The organism is Streptomyces sp. WI03-4A, assembly GCF_033792105.1.
Classification (GTDB): Bacteria; Actinomycetota; Actinomycetes; order Streptomycetales; family Streptomycetaceae; genus Streptomyces; species Streptomyces collinus_A.
Genome location: NZ_JARAUO010000004.1, coordinates 97,558 through 115,154 on the forward strand (window position 1 = coordinate 97,558; position 17,597 = coordinate 115,154).

Consider the following 17,597-nt stretch of genomic DNA (forward strand, 5'->3'; position numbering starts at 1 on the left):
AACGTCACCGGCACCAGCACCATCGCGACCGCGCGAGCGACCAGCTCGCCGGTTGCCGCCGCCTGACCTTCCCCCTTTTCCCACCGGCGACCGGAAACGGCCCGTCGGTGGTTCCGTGGCGTTCGCAACTCTCCGCCCCGGTGTGACGATCGCACGGTCCCGTTGTCCGGTGTGCCTCCCCGCTTCGGCGCGAAGGAGCCACCCCATGAAGACCGAGCAGCTCATCCGCACATTCGTCGAGTACTTCGAGGAGCGCGGCCACCCTCGGATCACCGGCTCGACGCTTCTGCCACCGCCCGGCGACCCCATTCTGTTCATCACCGCCGGCATGCATCCGCTCACCGAATACCTGGAGGGGCGGCCCCATCCGCTGGGCGGACGGCTGGTCAACGTGCAGCGCTGTCTGCGTACCACGGACCTGGAGGAGGTCGGCGACACCACCCACCTGACCGTCTTCGAGATGCTCGGCACCTGGTCTCTCGGCGACTACGAGGGCCGCGCCAGTCTCGACTGGGGGTACGGCCTGCTCACCGAGGGGTTGGGCATCGATCCCGGTCTGCTGCACGCCACTGTCCACGGGGGCGACGAGCGGACGGGGCCGGACACCGCCTCGCAGCGGCTGTGGCAGGAGCGCGGCGTTCCCGTCGAGCTCACCGGGGAGGACAACTGGTGGTCCAACGGACCGGTCGGCCCGTGCGGTCCGGACTCGGAGGTCTTCCTGTGGACCGGTGACACCCCGCCCATCTCGACGCCCACCCGCGACCATCGCTGGGTGGAGGTGTGGAACCACGTGATGATGCGGCACCGCCGCCTCCCGGACGGCTCCCTCGTGCCGCTGCCCCAGCGCAATATCGACACCGGACTCGGCGTGGAGCGGCTCGCCTCGCTCCTCCAGGGCGGCTCGTCCGTGTTCGACTGCGACGTCTTCGACCCCTGGCGCCGCCATGTGCCGTCCCTGTGGCCGCTGGACGAACCGTCGCTGCGGCTGGTCATGGACCATCTGCGCTCCGCCGTCGTGGTCATCGGTGACGGGGTGCGCCCGGCCGGCACCGGGCGGGGCTATGTGCTGCGCCGCCTGTTGCGGCGGGTGCTCACGGTGCTGTGGCGGGACGACCCCTCGCGCAGCCTGGGCGACCTGCCCGACGAGCCGGTCACTCACGCCCTGGACCACTTCCGGCAGCGGCGGGACACAGCCGACGTACGACGGGTGCTGCTGGAGGAGGAGCACCGGTTCGGCCGGCTCCTAAGGCGCGGCCAGCAGGTCCTCGCCCGCCCCCGCTTCCGGGGCCCGCTGTCGGACGAGGACCTCCACTACCTCCACGACACCCACGGCTTGCCCCGCGACCTCGTGTCGACGATCCTTCGGCGGGAGTGACGTGCGACGGAGTCCTGTCCGCGGGCGACGAAGTCCGCACACCACCGCGGCCGGGCGGGAGGGCCGCACGGCCGTGCGCGCCGCTGAGCATCCTGTCCCGCTCGGACACGATGAACGCACCAGCGGGGAGGTCGAGGATTGTCCAGGGGACGTGGGCGTGCGCGCTACTGGTGCAGGGATGGTGCTGCCGGTTGTTGCGCAGTGCGTACAGGTTGTGGGAGTGCGGAACTGCCCGGCGGCCGCGAGCGCGCTCGGGGCATCGGTGAGGTTCTGCCACAGGACGTCGGTCCCGGTGGCGGCCGGGCCGATGGCGGCCGGGTCGGGAATGGTCATGACAGGGCCTGCCTGAACGGTGAGTGATGCCTACTCGGAGGCGCGGCGGGTCACACGGTCGAGGGCTGGAGTGTGGGCGCGGCACACGGCGCCGGGCGCACCTCGGTGCCGGTCTCCGATCGCAGGGCGGAGGCGGAGGCCGTGGCGGTCCATCGGGCGGGGCCGGGCTGAATGCCGGGGGTGCGGTAGTACGTGCGGCGACTGAGTGAGGACGACGGATAGCGGTCGTCGACGAAATGCCCGGGCCTTCCGGACGATCACCGTGCGTGCCATCTAGGGAAAACGTGAGAGTTGACTCTCACAATGTGTGAGAGGACACTCTCACACCATGGACTCGACCAACCGGTACGGCGACCTCGAGATCAACGACCCCAAGGCCATGCGTGCGTTGGCCCACCCCGTGCGGCTCGCCATCCTGGAACGGCTGCAGCGGCACGGTCCCGCCACTGCCACCCAGCTCGCCCCGCACGTCGGGGCCACCCCATCGGTGACCAGCTGGCATCTGCGCCACCTCGCGGGGTTCGGGCTGATCCGGGACGCGGAAGGGGCCACCGACCGTCGGGAGCGGCGCTGGGCCGCGCTCGCCCGGGGTTTCCGCTTCGACATGCCGGAGGACGAGGACGGCCGGGCGGCGGCCCGCGTGCTGTCCGGCGAGATGTTCGCCCGCTCCGCCGAACTTCCGCTGCGCTGGCTGACCGAGACCGAGCCGCTGCTCGACGCCGAGTGGGCGCGGTCCGTGGGCGCCGCCAACACGCGGATCGTCGTGTCGGCCGAGGAACTGGCCACACTGCGCGACGCCATGGAGGAACTCCTGGCCCCCTACGTCACCCGCGACCGTGCCGACCGGCCGGCGGGCAGCCGGGGCGTACGCATGCTGCTGTACGCACTGCCCGAGGGGTCGGAGGGTACCGAGGGAAGCCCTGGCTCTGAAGGCTCCGGAGGCGAGGAGGACGCGGAAGGCGCGGAAGGCGTGAGCCAGCCGGACGGCGGGACGGGGGCGGAACGGTGACGACATCGTTGTGGCGCGACTCCCGATTCCGGGCTTTCTGGTCCGGCCAAGCGGTCTCACAAATGGGAGACCGAATAAGCGAGTTGGCCTTACCACTCATCGCCGTGGGCACCCTGCACGCCTCGGCCGCCCAGGTGTCCTGGCTTACCGCGCTGGTCTGGGCCCCGAACCTGCTCGCCGTCCTCCTCGGAGCCTGGGTCGACCGCCGGGTCGGTAAACGCGCACTCATGGTCGCGGCCGACGTGGTCCGCGCGGTGCTCCTGCTGACGGTCCCCGCCGCCGCGCTCCTCGGCGTGCTCTCCCTCGGTCAGCTCTACGCGGTCGCGCTGCTGACCGGCCTGGCCGGAGTGGTGTTCACCACCGCCTACCCCTCGTTCTTCACCCGCCTCGTGCCCGCGTCCTCGTACGTCGACGCCAACAGCAAGCTGAGTGCCAGCCGTTCACTGTCCTTCGTCGCCGGACCGGCGCTCGGCGGTGGTCTCGTGCAACTCCTGACCGCCCCGGTCGCCCTGGTCGCCGACGCGCTGTCCTTCCTGGCCTCGGCGTTGTTCATCGGTCCCATCCGCATCCCGGAACCCCCGGCTTCCCGCACCGGTCACCCGCGGCTGATGAGCGGCGCCCGCGAGGGTCTCGCCCACGTGCTGCGGCACCCGGTCCTGCGGGCGGGGCTCGGCTGCGCCACCACCGTCAACTTCTTCACGTTCCTCACCGGCACCGGCCTTCTGGTGCTGTTCGCCGACCGGGACCTGGGGCTCTCACCCGGCCTGATCGGCTCGGTGTTCGGCCTCGGCGCCGTCGGCGGCCTCCTCGGCGCGGTGGGGGCGCCCACGATCTCCCGGCTCATCGGGGTGGGCCGCAGCATCGTCGTGGGAGCCGTCCTGTTCCCTGCACCCCTCGCTCTCGTCTGGGCGGCGCAAGGCCCGGTGTGGTTGCGAGCCGGGGTACTGGCGGCCGCCTGCGCGCTGTCCTCCTTCGGCGTCATGCTCTTCGACGTCAACCTCAACTCCGTGCAGGTCGGCGCCACCCCGGACGCCCTGCGCAGCCGCGTTGCCGGCGCCTACACCACCGTCAACTACGGCATACGACCCCTCGGCGCCCTGGCCGGCGGAGGCCTCGCCACCGCCATCGGACTGCGCGGCACCCTCACCGTCGCCGCCATCGGCGGAGCCCTGTCCGTCCTGTGGCTGCTGCCCTCCCCCATCCCCCGCACCCGCACCCTGCAGACCGCCACCCCGGCAGCAAAGACGGCAGCCACGACCGCCTAGGAGGTGAGGGCGTGAGCCACGCCGCTCCGGATCGCCGGCGGCGAAGTCACGGTTGTAGTCGTACGGGGCCATGGCGGCACCGATCGCCTCGGGCACGTCGCCCGGGGCCCACCGGGGGGACGCAGACGGTGACTCGTTCCTTCGCCATGGCCCTTGCGGTTCTCTCTCCTCGTTCGTTGCCTCAGCCTCCCTGCGGCGGGGAGACGTGGGGCTTGGGGTGAACGGCCCGCAGTTGACGGCCGTCTGGCGACCACCGCATGCCGACCCCGCCCGGTGCGCCGCACACGCTACGGAACAGCGACGTGACGGCGTAATTCCGTGCCATGCCGACGTTCGCGCCGACGTCGACGCGTGCGACCGGGAGTTCGGCCTGGCCTAGGATCAGACGGTGATGGAGAGTGCAACGCTGGCCGGAGCGTTCGACGAACTGGCCGAGAGCTACGACCACCCGCACCACGAAGAGATCGCCCGGGCGCTGATCGAGCGGATGGCCCCCTGGAGGGCAGATGCGATAGCGGACGTGGCGTGCGGAGCGGGCGCCGTCGCCCTGCAACTCGCCCGGGCCCGACCCGCCACCGCCCGGGCCGTTCTCGCCGTCGACCTGTCCGCGGGAATGGTGGCGGCGGGCCGGGCCCGCGCCGCCGACCAGGGACTCGCTTCGGCGATCGACTGGCGGGTCGCCGACGCCGTACCGCTGCCGGTCGCCGATCACTCCCTGGACGCCGTGCTCTGCGCCTCCTCGCTGCACTTCCTGGGGCGCCGGGCGCCGGCCGACTGGCTGCGCGCCCTTCGGCCGGGCGGCCGGGTGGGGTTCACGCTGCCGCTGGCCACGCACTTCCGCCCGTCGGGGCGCTTCGCGACGCACGTCGCCCGTGATGTGCCACTGCCCCGCACCGCGGACGAGGCAACTGCCTGGGCGACGGAATGCGGCTTCACCGAGGCCGACTCACGCGTCCTCGTACTCGGGACGCGACGCGTGGTGGTGACCTCGGCGACGAGCCCGGACGCACGCTGACCTCGTAGTCCGGCACGGAGTCACCGCCTGGGAGGCACCGGGCGGGTCAGATAGCTCGTCCGGCGGTCGTCCCTGGAACGGCGCAGCGGGTCCCGCACGACCCGCAGGCACAGTCCCGCCGGCGTGACCACCGCGAAGTACAGCACGGCCAGCCCCATCCGCCCCAGCCGCTCAGTCCATCGGGATCGCGGCACGCCAGTCGTCCTCCTCCCGCCATTCGGGCTGGTCGCGCTTGTCCAGCAGGAAGTCGCCGAGCACCAGCAAATCGATCCGCGTGCGCATGAAGCAGGCGTATGCCTCAGCGGCGTCGCGCACGATCGGCTCCCCGCGCACGTTGAACGAGGTGTTCACCAGCACCGGGCAGCCCGTGCGCGCCCGGAAGGCGGTGAGCAGCGCGTGGAACCGCTCGTTGTGCCCGGCCGTTACCGTCTGCACCCGGGCGGAGCCGTCGACATGGGTGACCGCTGGGATCGTCGAGCGCGGCACCCGCAACAGCTCCAGACCCGTCGCGCCCTCGGCCTCGGCTCCGCACTCGCGCCGGCGGGCCGCGGCGACCTGCGCGGTCAGCAACATGTAAGGACTCTCCTGCGCCAGGTCGAACCAGTCTTTGGCGTCCTCGGCGAGGACCGCCGGCGCGAACGGCCGGAAGGACTCGCGGAATTTGGTCCTCAGGTTGAGCGTGGACTGCATGGCCGGATCGCGGGGGTCCGCCAGGATGGATCGGTTGCCCAGCGCCCGTGGCCCGAACTCCATCCGCCCCTGGAACCAGCCCACCACGCGGCCCGCCGCGAGCTCCGCCGCGACACGCTCCACCAGCTCGCGCTCCGGCAGCCGTACGGCGGGGAGTTTGCCCCGGGCCAGGAACTCCTCGATCTCCCGGTCCGAGCAGGCGGGGCCGAGGAGCGCCCCCGCCATCGCGTCCACTCCCCGTGTCACATGGGCGCGGGGGGCTCCCCGGCGGTGCGACTCGGCCAGGGCGGCGCCGAGCGCCCCACCCGCGTCCCCGGCCGCCGGCTGGACCCACAACTCCTCGCAGACCCCATCCGCCAGGAGCCGGCCGTTGGCCACGCAGTTGAGCGCCACGCCACCGGCCAGGCACAGCCGTCGCTCCCCGGTGCGCTCCAGGGCCGTCCGGGCCAGCCGGGCCATCACCTCCTCGGTCACCTGCTGCACGGAGGCCGCCAGGTCGAACTCCCGCTCCGTGAGGGGACCTTCGGGGGCCCTGCGCGGTCCCCCGAACAGCTCCTCGAAGGCCCGGCCGACCATGGTCCGCCCGTACTGGAACGTGAAGTGCCGCAGATCGAGCCGGAACGAGCCGTCCGGCTTGACGTCGATCAGCCGCTCCCGAATGAGCGGCACGTAGCGCGGCGTCCCGTAGGGCGCGAGGCCCATCAGCTTGTACTCGCCCGAGTCGACCTTGAAGCCGCAGAAGTACGTGAACGCCGAGTACAGCATGCCGAGCGAGTGCGGGAAGCGCAGTTGCGCCAGCGGGACCAGCTTGGTGCCCCGACCATGCCACAGCGTCGTCGTCTCCCACTCCCCCACTCCGTCGACGCACAGCACCGCCGCCGAGGGGTAGGGGCTCGGGAAGAACGCCGAGGCGGCGTGCGAGGTGTGGTGCCGGTGCGCCACCACCGGCGGCAGCGGGCGCCCCTTCGCCAAGTCGCCGAGCCGTGCCCGTACGTCGTCCAGGGCGCGCCGCTTCCATCCGGCCCACTGCGGGAACGCCCGGCGGAACACCGGGAACCCGTGCGGGGCCGTGGCCAGCCAGGTCGCCACGACGCGGCGGAACTTCAGCGCCGGGTCCTCGTAGAACGCCACCGCCGCCAGCTCGTCGAGGCGCAGCCCGGCCTCGCGCAGGCAGAAGCCGACGGCGTGCGCGGGGAAGCCCGGGTCGTGGCGGCGCCGGGTGAACCGCTCCTCCTGCGCCGCCGCGAGCGGGGTGCCGCCCGCCACCAGGGCGGCCGCGCTGTCGTGGTAGTAGGCGGAGATGCCGAGGACCGGTCCGTCCGAGCCGCCGGCCGGGCTGATCCCCATGTCAGAACAGCGGGTAGACGGACGCGTCGTCCTCGGGCTGCGGCCGCAGCCGGGACGGCGGGACGGCGGGCGGGTCCGGCGGGGCGCTGTGGGAGGGTTCGGTTCGGCTCCGGTGCCGCAGCCAGGAGGCCAGGCGTCGGACGGCCGAGGCGGGTGCCGGGCCTCGGTCGTCGTGCTTCGGGTCACGCATCGAGGGGCTCCTCACGCCAGGTCGAGGCGGTCCGCGAGCTGCCGGGCCACGAGGTCGTAGCCCAGGTCGGTGCAGTGCACGCGGTCGATGAACAGCCAGTCCTCCGGCCCCGCGGCGTCGGCCATGGCCACGTTCATGTCCAGGAACGGCACGTCCAGTCCGGCGCACCCGGCGGCCAGCCGTTCCGCGTAGGCGCGACCCACTGCCATGGTGGAGATGTCGTTGTGGAAACGGCGGAAGTTGGAGACCTCGTCCAGCTCCTCGAAGAGCAGCTTCTCCCGGGGCAGCGGCTTCTCGCGCACCCACGGCGCAAGCGGCTGGAGCACGAAGGTCAGCCGGGCACCGAGCCCGTCCGCCAGGGTCTTCCACCCGCCGAGGTGCCGCAGGGTCAACTGGGCCGCGTGCGTGACCCTCTGGTCGGCGGGCGGTACGACGTCGGGGGCGGGACCGCAGTCGAAGAAGGCGCCGTGCCGGCCCTGTTTCTCCTCCGGCAGCCGACTGAGCACCAGGTTGTTGACGCCGGAGAGCAGCACGATGTCCTCGATGGGCGGGAGTTCGTGGAGGAACAGGGTGAACAACATCAGTTCCTGCGCCGAGTTGTGGCTCTGCCCGGCGATGTTCAGCCACGGCAGCCGGGGCGCGTGGGTCTGCCACAGCCGCGCGCTGATCGTGGCCGTGTCGTCGGTGGCGCCTACGCCGAAGACCGCCGAACTGCCCGCGAGCACCCGTGCTGGGCCGTCGGGGCGGTCGTCGCCGACCGTCGCCCGCAGCCCACCGGGGCCCGGTGTCACCCGGAAGCCGTGCCGGTCGGTGGTGTAGACGGGGGTCTTCTCGTTGCCGTACTGGAAGTACCCCAGGTAGGGCTGGTCCTCGAGGAAGAAGGTGTAGTGCTCCATGTGCGGGGTGAACTCGGCGCGGGGTGAGGTCATCGCGAAGGGGCTCCCGTGGCGTGGGTGAGTGGGCGGCGGGCGCTCAGCGAGCCGGCGCCGGGGGCGGCGGCTCGGGCAGCGAGCCGGGGCGGTCCTCCCGGATCAGGTCGGCATTGACGGCCATGGCCGCGAGTCCGCCGCTGGCGGCGGCCATCGCGGCCTGCTGCATGTTCCGGCCGAGATCGCCGGCCACGTACAGCCGGGGCAGACTGGTGCGGCCGCGCTCGTCGGTCTGCACGGACTCCAGGTCCGGGGCCTGCAGCCAGGGACGCAGCGGGGCGACCCGGGGCTCGATGTCCAGGTGCAGGAACATGGCTCCGTAGCTCGTGGACCGGCCGTCCGCGAACACCACCTCGACCCCCTCGGGGTGCGGCCTCAGCTCCCTGACCTGGTCGGCGACGACGGGCACGCCGGCCTTGACGAGCCGGTCCCGCTCGTCCTGCGGCAGCTCGCGCCGATCGGTGAGATAGGTGATGGTGTCGGACCACACCGTCAGCGTCGCGGCCAGACACTCGCTGGGCACGTTGCCCCCGTACACGGCGAAGGTGCGCTCACGCACCTCCCAGGCGTGGCAGTACGGGCACTCGAAGACCGACCTGCCCCACAGGTCCGCGAGGCCCGGGACCGGCGGCAGCACCGAGCGCACACCGGCCGCGTACAGCAGGGTGCGGGCGCGGAAGGTGCCGGACTCCTTGGTGCCGACCACCACACGGTCCCCGTCGGGTTCGGCGGAGACGACCTCGTCATCCCGGAACGTCACGTCGTACGAGGCGAGCTGGGCGCGGGACCGGGCACGGAAGTCAGCGATCGTCGACCCGTCGTTGGTGAGGACGTTGTGCATGACCCCGGCGGCCATGTTGCGGGCGTCGCCCGAGTCGATCAGCAGTACACGGCGGCGCGAACGTCCCAGATACAGCGCCGCGTTGAGGCCGGCCGGGCCGCCTCCGACGATCACCGTGTCGTAGAGCTGTGTGTCCAATGGTCACCCCTTGTCGAGTAGGTCGCTGTTCGCGGGCGGATCGGCGAGCGGGGACGGGTCCTCGCGCAGCGGCGCGAGCAGCAACAGCGCGCCGACGGCCAGGACGGTCCCGCACACCTCGAACACGGCGGGCACGGAGAGGGCTTCGGCGAGCAGGCCGCCGAGGGTGGCACCGATCGGCATGGAGCCCCAGGAGCAGAGCCGGGACACGCTCATCACCCGGCCCTGCAGGTCCTCCGGTGTCAGCCGCTGGCGCAGCGACATCACGGGGATGTTCCAGCCCATCATGAAGACGCCGTTGGCGGCCAGCGCCAGTGCCGCCAGGACCGGTTGGCGTCCCAGCCCCAGCGCGACGTACGCGGCCCCGGATGCCACCAGGGACCACCGGGCCAGCCGTACGGTGGACAGCCGGTCGGCGGCCCGGGGCGCCAGCCAGCTGCCCGCGACGGCGCCCAGCGACCCGGCGGCGAGCAACAGCCCGTACCCGGTCCCGCTCAGCCCGAGGGCGCGCGCGCTCAACAGCACCAGCATCGAGAAGGTCGCCGAGAACACCAGGCCGTACAGGGCGCTCGCGGCCAGCGTGAGCCGCAGGGTGTGATGGCCGAGGACGAAGCGGAGGCCCTGCCGGATGTCGCGCAGCACGCCGCCGTGCGCCCTGGCCGAAGCGGACCGGTGGCGGGCGCGGGCGAGCGGGGAGAGGCCGACGAGCAGCAGCGCGGCCAGCGCGTACAGCATCCCGCCGGTGGCCAGCGCCGCGGCGGCGGCCAGGCCGGCGAGCAGACCTGCGACGGGCGGCCCAACCATCTCGTTGAGCAGGATCTGGGCCGCCGACAGCCGCCCGTTGGCACGCTCCAGCTGCCGCTCGTCCACCAGGCGCGGCAGCATCGCGGGCGCCGCCGTGTCGGCGAGGGTCTCGGCGATGCCGAGCACGAACGCCAGCGCGTACAGGAGCGGAAGCGGTCGGTGGGCGGCGAGCACCGGCATCGCGCCGAGCAGGGCCGCCGCGCGCACCAGGTTGCTGCCCAGCACGATCCGGCGCCGGTCCACTCGGTCCACCAGGACGCCGGCGGGGAGCGCGAACAGCAGCCAGGGCAGCATGTTGACGGTGGTCAGCCCGGCGACCGCCGCCGGTTCGGGATGGTGCGCGACGACCAGCAGCGGCAGCAGGGTACGGGTGATGCCGTCGCCCGCGTTGGAGGCGGCGGCCGAGCCCCACAGCCACCGGAACGGTCGGCCCAGGTCCGCCCGGCGGTCGTGACCGGTCCCTTGTCTGGCGGTGTCAGCCAACAATGCTCCCCTCGGACCACGTGCGCAGGCCCAGCAGTCGCTCGCCGAGTTCGCTCAGCGCCGCCCGTCCGTACAGCTCGGACTCGTCCTTGCGCATCCCGCCCTCGGGCGGATGCGGCGGGATCCGGTCCCGCCAGAACCGCACCCGCGCCTCGCGCAGTTCGGCGTTCTCCTCCCAGGCGGGCGCCATGGTCAGGTACTGGGCCATGCGCACGCGGGACTCGGACACATTCGGGTGCACGCCGTGCGGCAGCAGGCTGTTGAATATGATCAGGTCACCCGGCGCCACCCGGGGTGTGGTGACCGAGTAGCCGGTGATGTCCGGTGTGAAGGGGTCGCGGTCGGCGGGCTGGCCGCTGACCCACTTCTCCCACTCGGTGAAGATCTCCGGCACGCACTGGAAGCCGCCGATTTCCTCGTCACCGTGGGTGAGGGACAGCACCGCCTGGCAGCTCACCGGCAGCGGGTCGGCCGAGGTGTCCACGTCCCAGTGGACGAACCCGTCGAAAGCGCGCGATCCCCGGTTGGGCGGATTGACGTTCGCGAAGTCGATGGTGACCCACAGGTCCGTGCGGTCCCAGACGTCGGCGAACGCCTCGTAGACGCGCGGGGTCTGCCGGACGTCCCACTGCGCCTGGTGGTTGTACATCTCGACCAGTCCGCTGTGGCCCGGCAACCGGTCGTTGCCCGTGTGCGGCGAGGTCCAGGTCGAGGGGTCGTCGGGGCGCATGTCGAGGAAGGAGCTCAGGCCGTCGACGAGGGCCGCCACCGCCTCCGGCGGCACCGCCTGACGGACGATCACATAACCCTGGGTGACCCACTGTTTCCAGTCCGCGGGGGACAGGACGCGCAGCGGCTCCTTCTTGTGGATGTCTCGCAGTTGGATGGCGGCCACAAACACTCTCCAGGGTGCTGTACGGGATCGGGTTTCACTCGGCGATCAGGCGGTGTTCGGGCAGCACCACGGCGTCCAGCTCGGTCTCCAGGAGCAACTCGACCGCCTCGTCGAGGCGGTTGAGAATGGGGCGTCCGCCGCCGTTGGCGCTGGTGTTGATCAGCACCGGCAGCTCGGTGCGGGCGCCGACCGCGTGACACAGCCGGTGCAGCAGGGGGTGCTCGACGGGCCGTACGGTCTGCAGCCGGGCCGTGCCGTCGATGTGCCGTGCCTCGGCGAGCTGCCGAGCCCGGTCGGGCCGCACCCGAACCGCGAACAGCATGGCCTCGGTGTGGTCCAGGGGCCCGGTGAAGTACTGGTCGGCCACCTCTTCCGGGCAGATCGGCGCGACCGGCCGGAACCACTCCCGCTGCTTGATCGTCTGCGAGACGTACCTGCGGGCGCCGCTCCAGTGGGCCGAGACCAGCAGCGAGCGATGACCCAGCGCGCGCGGCCCGGTCTCCATACCGCCTTCCAGCCACGCCACACAGCGCCGGCCGGCCAGCAACTCGGCGACGCTCTCCAGGAACTTCTCCTCGTCGTCGGTGCGGCGCACGGCCAGCCCGAGCTCGGTCAGCCGCCGTGCGAGGTCGTCGGCCCGGGGCCTGCGACCGCCGTCGGCTTCGTCCAGGCCCTGCAGCGGTGGTCCGGCGTAGGCCAGCGGCGCCCACCCCGAGCGGCCCAGCAGGGCCGGCCGGTCGGAGGGGTCGGCCACGGCCAGCGCCGCGCCCAGCGCGATCCCCGAGTCGTCGCAGCAGGTCGGGATGGACACCCGTGTGAACTGGCCCGACTCCGCGAGCAGGCTGTTGGCGGTGATGTTGAGCGCGCAACCGCCGGCGTAGCAGAGCGTGGCGTAGCTGGGAAAGCGCCGGCTGATGCCGATGACCAGCCGGGTCAGGTCCCGTTCCACGGCGGTCTGCAGGGTGGCCGCGAGGTCCCGGCACACCCGCTCGTCGGGGGAGGTGCCGACCGGCGTGGTGCGGCCGTCCGCGGTACGGATCTCGTCGGGGAAGACCGACCCAAAAGAGTGCACGACGTCGTCGTCCGAGGAGTCGGCCAGGCCGGCGTCCAGATATCCGCCGCTGACCGGGTCGTACTCCCACCAGGTGTCGGCGTAGCGCAGCGCTGTCCCGGTCAGCAGGTCCTCGTCGAGCCGCTCGTACAGGTCCGGCGAGGCCCGCCGGGTGGACTGCGGGACGAGCATGGCGCGCAGGACCGGCAGCAGAGAGAGGTCTGTGTCCCCGGTGGCCGTCAGGCCGAGCAGTTTGCCGGTGTCGAACTGGCTGCCGTGGATGCGCCGGGCGAGCGCCTCGTAGACCAGGCCGAAGCGGGGCCCGGTGCGGTTCGTGAAGGACATCACCGGGGTGAGCTGGTCGCCGTCGCCGAGGCAGACCATGCCGCACTCGGCGTAGTTGCCGGTCCCGTCCAGGGCGAGCACCAGCGCCTGGCGGGCCCCGGAGGTGTAGTAGGCCAGGGCGGCGTGCGCGTAATGGTGGCGCACCGCGGTCAGGGTGACGTCGTCGAACTCCTCGGCCAGCGGCCAGTCCAGGGTCTTGATCACCCGGGTCACCGCGTCGGCGAGACCCGTGCCGCCGGTGGCCGTCCAGCGGGCGTCCTCGTTGACCAGCTCGACCAGGGCCGGCGGGAGCACCTCGCACCTGGGCGTGTACCAGTCCGCCACGGCGATCCGGGTCACCGGACCCGCCGCCCGCGCCCTCAGCTCCGCCAGCCATTCGCCGGCGGCCCGGGGGAAGTCGCCGTTGCCGCCGCACACATGGCGGAGGCCGAGGCGGCGCTCGGCCTCGATGACGTGGTACCCGCCCTCCTCGGTGAGCGCGGCACCGGCGTCGTGGCCGAAGTGCATACCGATCGTTGCCATGGAACCAGTCACCCTTCCTCGGCCCGGACCGAGGTCGCGGGGGCCGGGTCGTGGCTTGGCGGGCCGCCGCGCGGGGCGGCCCGGTGCGGGGAGCGTCGGGGCCGGGTCAGGAAAGGGTGGCGAGGCTCTGCGTGTGATGGCGCTCCAGGAGGCCCTGCACCACCTCGCGCATGTAGGCGCAGTAGCCGGGCGACATCAGCTGGATGGAGCCGTTCTCCTCCTCCAGCGCGCCGGCGGAACCGCCCGAGCAGGTGCCCTGCAGCTCACAGCCCTGACAGCCGGGACCGTTGGTGTAGGCCCGCATGCCGTAATCCTGGTAGGCGGCGGAGGAGAAGATGGCGCGCCAGTCGTCGATCGTGCCCAGCTTGCGGGCGGTCGCCTTGCATGCGAAGACACTGCCGTTGGGCTCGATGGAGAGCTGGCGGCCGACCGCCGGGCAGGTCTTGTAGTCGGCCTGCTCGGCCCACTTGGCCTCGTCGATGATCATCTGGAAGGTCTGGTACCAGTAGCCGCTCAGCTGTACGCCGCGCTCGCGGCCGTAGTCCACGGCGGCCAGCAGCCGCTGCGCCACATCGTGCGGGCTGTGCTTCTGGAAGAACTCCTTGGCCTGGAACGACACGATGACGTCCAGGCTGTCGAGTCCGGCCTCGGCGACGAAGTCGATGAGCGGGGTGCCCCACTTGTCCCATGTGTACTGGGAGAGCACCGAGGTGATGCTCACCGGGACGCCCGCCGCCTTCATGTCGAGGATCGCCTTGCGGACGACGGCCCACGGAGTGCGCTGCTGCTGCCCGCCGCGGAACTCGCCGGTCTCCGGGACCAGGTAGTCGATGGAGACGGTGGTGTCCACGCGGTGCTCGGCGAGGGCCGCCAGGAGTTCCTCGTCGATGCGGGAGCCGTTGCTGGTCAGGTCGTAGGAGAGGGTGACCCCGTCGTGGCTGTCGCCGAAGGTGCGCAACACGTGCAGGATGGTGCCGCGCGCCAGGGTGGGTTCGCCGCCGAAGAACGACACCGTCAGGTGGCCGCCGCCGTTGGCCTTGCGCAGTCTGATGGCCTCCTCGACGGTCTTCTCGGCCACCTCGCGGGACATGTGCATCGAGGGGTTGCGGCCCTCGTCCGAGCCGTGGTTCCAGTCGCCCTTGGCGAGGGTCGGGCCCGAGTCCTGACGGACGGGGGCCGTGTCCTCGCGCGAGCGTCGCAGTTCGACCAGGACCGGACCCGGCTTCACCGACTCCCCTGAGGTGTTGCGCTCCTCGACACCACCGTCGAAGTTGTACGCGAAACACCCCTGACAAGAGAAGTTGCAGGCGTTGGTGAGGACGAGCTGGATGGAGGAGTGGAACACGCCGGTGCTGAGCGCGCCCTGCCTGCTCTCCAGCAGCGCGTCGATCTCCCTGGCCTCGTCGTGGCCCGCCTCGACCAGGAATCGGGCCTCGACGAGGTCCCGCAGTGACGCGTCGTCGACCCGCTCCCGCAGCCGGTCCCAGCTCATGCCCTGGGAGGCCTCCTTGAGGAGGTCCACGATGTCCCGGTCGATCAGCCGCGCATTTCCGAAGAGTGAATGAAAGGCCATGGTTCGCTCGTCGTCCGCGTATGAATCGAGTCGGCCTCCGAATGACGCGAAATCCCGGTCGTCCACGGCGCGCAGGGTGCGGACGTAGCGCGAGGACTGGTACATCGAATTCTGCATGGCTGAAGACTTCTCCCTGCGTGTCACGAATTCCGGCGCGGCGCGCATCGCGGCTCGGTGCGCGGCGAACGGCAAGGCGTCGGCGAAAAACACCCCGGCGCGCAGTCGTTGGCCACGGACCGCTCCCGCTCCCGGCACGGCCCGCGCGACAGACCGGGGCCCGGCCAGCGGGCGGGCCCCGGGGTACCTCAGCCCTTAGGCCGGTTCGCACTCTTTCCGCTGCTCAGCGGTGGCCGTGACGGTCTCCACTTGCTTGCGGACCGGAGTGATGGTCGGAGCGTTGCCCTTGTCCGGTGACACGAACGCGCACGGACGGGACGACGCGGTGACCGCAGGACGGACCACCTTCTTGACTTCGGCCATGTGACCTCCTCAGTGGGTGTGATTCACAATGCGCTCCACTGAAGCAGATGCAGGCAACATCCAATAAGGCTTCAATCGGTCATGATTGAGAGATCGTTTCCGTCGGACCGCCCGACGGAATCGATCTTTACGTTTTCGGCGTGCGCCGCACTTGTGCTCCGATTCACCTGCATTCCCCGCATGACGCCACGTGTTCGGGCGCATATCCATGCGCCAGGGTGATTCCCGCGCGCCGGATCCATTCCGGCCACTCCGGCCCGACCGGCCGAGGGCCAGGCGCATGATCGCCAGGTCGAGCCGACGGTCGAATCGCTTGGACAACTACTTCGGCCGGCACGCCTGCGTTCGGCCGCGAGGGCCGCACCATCAACGACCTGCGCCCTTACCAGCTCAACGGCACCACCCACAGCCTCCGCAACGATGACGCGGGCGAGTTCGTCGAGGAGGCGCGGCCGTTTCCGGTGGCGGAGCGGTTGATGCCAATGTGGCCGTGCAGGAAGTCGGTCACCGCTACGGGACGGAACGCGAGATCGGCGGAGGCCGTCAGCGTCTCGAGGATGCCCTGGACGGATTGATGGGGTGACCCGGGCTGTCGTCGGCCGACTACGCGAGGCGCATGCGACGCGCACGCGTGTGCAGTTCGGCTGTGAGTTCGCCCTGGAATCGGGTTCCGTCGTGGCGGTCGTGGGCAAGGCACGCGGCGCGTCGGCCTTCACGGTGGAGTTGGAGTGCTAGGAGCGGACCGCACCGTGACGTTTGCCGCGGACAGTTGGGAAGTCCTAGCGCACGTGGAGTTCGCTCCACGAAGTCGGCACGCCGCGGTTGTTTCCCTCTTCTCGTGCGGTCACTGGCAAGCGGTCACTGGCAAGACAACGGGTTGGCGCCTTCGATGACCTGCCGTCCGGAGGCCAGGGTGCCCGATGCGAGGTGCTGGACGCCTTCTTCTCGAAGCAGCACGAGGGCGGTGACGCCTGCAGCGCACGTGGACGGTGGCCTGTTCGAGGGAGGCAACGATGACCCGCTCGATCTGTACTTCCACGCTGCTACGACAACCGCCCGAGCTTGCGATCTCACCCACGCGGCCGCCCCTCCCGCTCGATCAGGACGCCGTTCTCGAACCGGACACCCTCACGTGGATCAGGCTAACTGCCGCCTTCGTCGTGGAGGCCGCCGACCACAACTGCCGCACCTGGACCTGGCGGGTGCGCCTGAAACCTCGGGGGCCTTGGCCCCAGGCACGCGCTGTTCGAGCAAGGCCGGTTCAAAGGTTTCACAAGGCGATCAGTCCTGCCGCTGTTTCCTTGAGGCCACAGGCATCGAAGTAGAACGACCGCAGATGCTCCTCGAAGCCGACATGCAGCCAATGGCACCCAGCGGCACGGCATCCTTCGGCAGCGACCTTGATCAGCGCGGCTACCACGCCGTCGGTGATGACGCGTCCGTCGGCAGGCGCGGCTTATTCGCCTGCGGTGTCCTCGGTCTCCCAGCGCAGCAGGTCGCCTGGCTGGCATTCGAGCACCTCGCACAGCGCGGCGAGCGTGGTGAAGCGCACCGCCTTGGCGCGGCCGTTCTTGAGTACCGCAAGGTTGGCGGGCGTGATCCCCACGCGGTTCGCGAGTTCACCCACGGGCATCTTCCGCCTGGCCAGCATCACGTCGATGTCGACGATGATCGGCATCAGATCACCTCGTTCAACTCGGCCTGCATCCGAGCCGCTTCGACGTCACGCGCGACGGCCTGGGCGAGCAGCATCCGCAGCACGAGCACGATGAGCGCGACCCCCAGGATGGCCACGCCGACCCCGCCCATGATGAGGGTGACGCCCGGGTCGTCCCGCTGGCCCGGCGCATTGATGGCCGTCACCGTGAACCACACGAGAGCGGCCGCCACGATCGCGCCGATCACGATGTCCACGTATCGGAAGGCGGCGTGGGAGAACACGGTTCCACGTCGCACCATAGACACCAGCCGCCATACGCAGACCACGACGACCTGGACCGACACCATGCCCAGGATCGTGATCACGCGCAGTGGGGTCAGCGGGAGCGACCCGTCCTCCGGATCGCTCCCGGTGACCAGCGCCCACACCATCCCGGCCTGGACGAATCCGGTGCCGGCGAGCATCACCACCAGCACGGCGCGCAGCGCTCCCACGGTCAGCTTTCCCATGCCCGTCCTTCCATCGATTTACGACGAGAATCTATTGATATTCGATAGGGAAAGCAAGAGCTGGGACGCAGGCGGAAGGGCTGGGACGCGGGCGGCCGGACTCGCCCTATGGCGGGGCACCGCCGCACCCTCGCGATGCACGG

Annotated in this window: 16 protein-coding genes and 2 pseudogenes; 5 read left to right on the top strand and 13 right to left on the bottom strand. The window is 71.1% G+C overall.

The features are described from left to right. Positions 1–205: 205 nt before the first annotated feature. The 4 genes from PV343_RS06910 to PV343_RS06925 all read left to right on the top strand — a co-directional run bounded on the left by PV343_RS06910 (position 206) and on the right by PV343_RS06925 (position 4,997). The gene (locus PV343_RS06910; RefSeq protein WP_319145873.1) at positions 206–1,375 is read left to right on the top strand and encodes an alanine--tRNA ligase-related protein; all 1,170 of its coding nucleotides are present in this window, start codon (positions 206–208) and stop codon (positions 1,373–1,375) included. A gap of 661 nt (positions 1,376–2,036) precedes the next feature. Continuing rightward, positions 2,037–2,717: an ArsR/SmtB family transcription factor gene (locus PV343_RS06915; RefSeq protein ID WP_319145874.1), complete on the top strand. Its 681-nt coding sequence runs from the start codon at positions 2,037–2,039 to the stop codon at positions 2,715–2,717. Continuing rightward, on the top strand, positions 2,714–3,982 hold the full coding sequence (locus tag PV343_RS06920; protein ID WP_319145875.1) for an MFS transporter: 1,269 nt from the start codon (positions 2,714–2,716) through the stop codon (positions 3,980–3,982). The genes PV343_RS06915 and PV343_RS06920 overlap by 4 nt, the downstream gene beginning before the upstream one ends. A gap of 391 nt (positions 3,983–4,373) precedes the next feature. Next, positions 4,374–4,997: a class I SAM-dependent methyltransferase gene (locus PV343_RS06925; protein ID WP_319146030.1), complete on the top strand. Its 624-nt coding sequence runs from the start codon at positions 4,374–4,376 to the stop codon at positions 4,995–4,997. Positions 4,998–5,017: 20 nt separating this feature from the next. On the opposite strand, the gene PV343_RS06930 is transcribed toward PV343_RS06925, so the two are convergent. From PV343_RS06930 to PV343_RS06975, 10 genes are all read right to left on the bottom strand, one after another. Next, on the bottom strand, positions 5,018–5,191 hold the full coding sequence (locus tag PV343_RS06930; protein WP_319145876.1) for a hypothetical protein: 174 nt from the start codon (positions 5,189–5,191) through the stop codon (positions 5,018–5,020). Then, entirely contained in the window at positions 5,169–7,034 is a 1,866-nt protein-coding gene (locus PV343_RS06935; RefSeq protein WP_319145877.1) for a carbamoyltransferase, read from the bottom strand. The genes PV343_RS06930 and PV343_RS06935 overlap by 23 nt, the downstream gene beginning before the upstream one ends. 1 nt (position 7,035) lies before the next feature. Further along, entirely contained in the window at positions 7,036–7,224 is a 189-nt protein-coding gene (locus tag PV343_RS06940) for a hypothetical protein (RefSeq protein ID WP_319145878.1), read from the bottom strand. 11 nt (positions 7,225–7,235) lie between these two features. Beyond that, complete coding sequence (locus PV343_RS06945) at positions 7,236–8,153, bottom strand: Inducer of phenazine A (RefSeq protein WP_319145879.1); 918 nt, start codon at positions 8,151–8,153, stop codon at positions 7,236–7,238. Between the two features lie 43 nt (positions 8,154–8,196). Then, the gene (locus PV343_RS06950) at positions 8,197–9,132 is read right to left on the bottom strand and encodes an NAD(P)/FAD-dependent oxidoreductase (RefSeq protein ID WP_319145880.1); all 936 of its coding nucleotides are present in this window, start codon (positions 9,130–9,132) and stop codon (positions 8,197–8,199) included. A gap of 3 nt (positions 9,133–9,135) precedes the next feature. Continuing rightward, the gene (locus tag PV343_RS06955; RefSeq protein ID WP_319145881.1) at positions 9,136–10,419 is read right to left on the bottom strand and encodes an MFS transporter; all 1,284 of its coding nucleotides are present in this window, start codon (positions 10,417–10,419) and stop codon (positions 9,136–9,138) included. Next, positions 10,412–11,314: a phytanoyl-CoA dioxygenase family protein gene (locus tag PV343_RS06960; RefSeq protein WP_319145882.1), complete on the bottom strand. Its 903-nt coding sequence runs from the start codon at positions 11,312–11,314 to the stop codon at positions 10,412–10,414. Before PV343_RS06960 ends, PV343_RS06955 begins: the two co-directional genes overlap by 8 nt. A 34-nt stretch (positions 11,315–11,348) precedes the next feature. After that, positions 11,349–13,232 (bottom strand): carbamoyltransferase C-terminal domain-containing protein, encoded by a 1,884-nt coding sequence (locus PV343_RS06965; RefSeq protein WP_319145883.1) that lies wholly within the window; start codon positions 13,230–13,232, stop codon positions 11,349–11,351. A 106-nt stretch (positions 13,233–13,338) separates the two neighbouring features. Beyond that, entirely contained in the window at positions 13,339–14,922 is a 1,584-nt protein-coding gene (locus PV343_RS06970) for a radical SAM/SPASM domain-containing protein (RefSeq protein ID WP_319145884.1), read from the bottom strand. Positions 14,923–15,117: 195 nt separating this feature from the next. Next, the gene (locus PV343_RS06975) at positions 15,118–15,285 is read right to left on the bottom strand and encodes a hypothetical protein (RefSeq protein WP_319145885.1); all 168 of its coding nucleotides are present in this window, start codon (positions 15,283–15,285) and stop codon (positions 15,118–15,120) included. Positions 15,286–15,852: 567 nt separating this feature from the next. Here PV343_RS06975 and PV343_RS40340 point away from each other — a divergent pair. Continuing rightward, positions 15,853–16,020, top strand: a pseudogene (locus tag PV343_RS40340) (CU044_2847 family protein); the annotation flags it as partial. A gap of 535 nt (positions 16,021–16,555) precedes the next feature. Here PV343_RS40340 and PV343_RS06980 read toward each other — a convergent pair. The 3 genes and pseudogenes from PV343_RS06980 to PV343_RS06990 all read right to left on the bottom strand — a co-directional run. After that, positions 16,556–16,708: pseudogene (locus tag PV343_RS06980) on the bottom strand (GNAT family N-acetyltransferase); the annotation flags it as partial. A 33-nt stretch (positions 16,709–16,741) separates the two neighbouring features. Further along, positions 16,742–16,963, bottom strand: coding sequence for a helix-turn-helix domain-containing protein (locus PV343_RS06985; RefSeq protein WP_319145886.1), 222 nt, complete (start codon positions 16,961–16,963; stop codon positions 16,742–16,744). Then, positions 16,963–17,454, bottom strand: coding sequence for a DUF2975 domain-containing protein (locus tag PV343_RS06990; protein WP_319145887.1), 492 nt, complete (start codon positions 17,452–17,454; stop codon positions 16,963–16,965). Before PV343_RS06990 ends, PV343_RS06985 begins: the two co-directional genes overlap by 1 nt. Between the last annotated feature and the right edge of the window lie 143 nt (positions 17,455–17,597).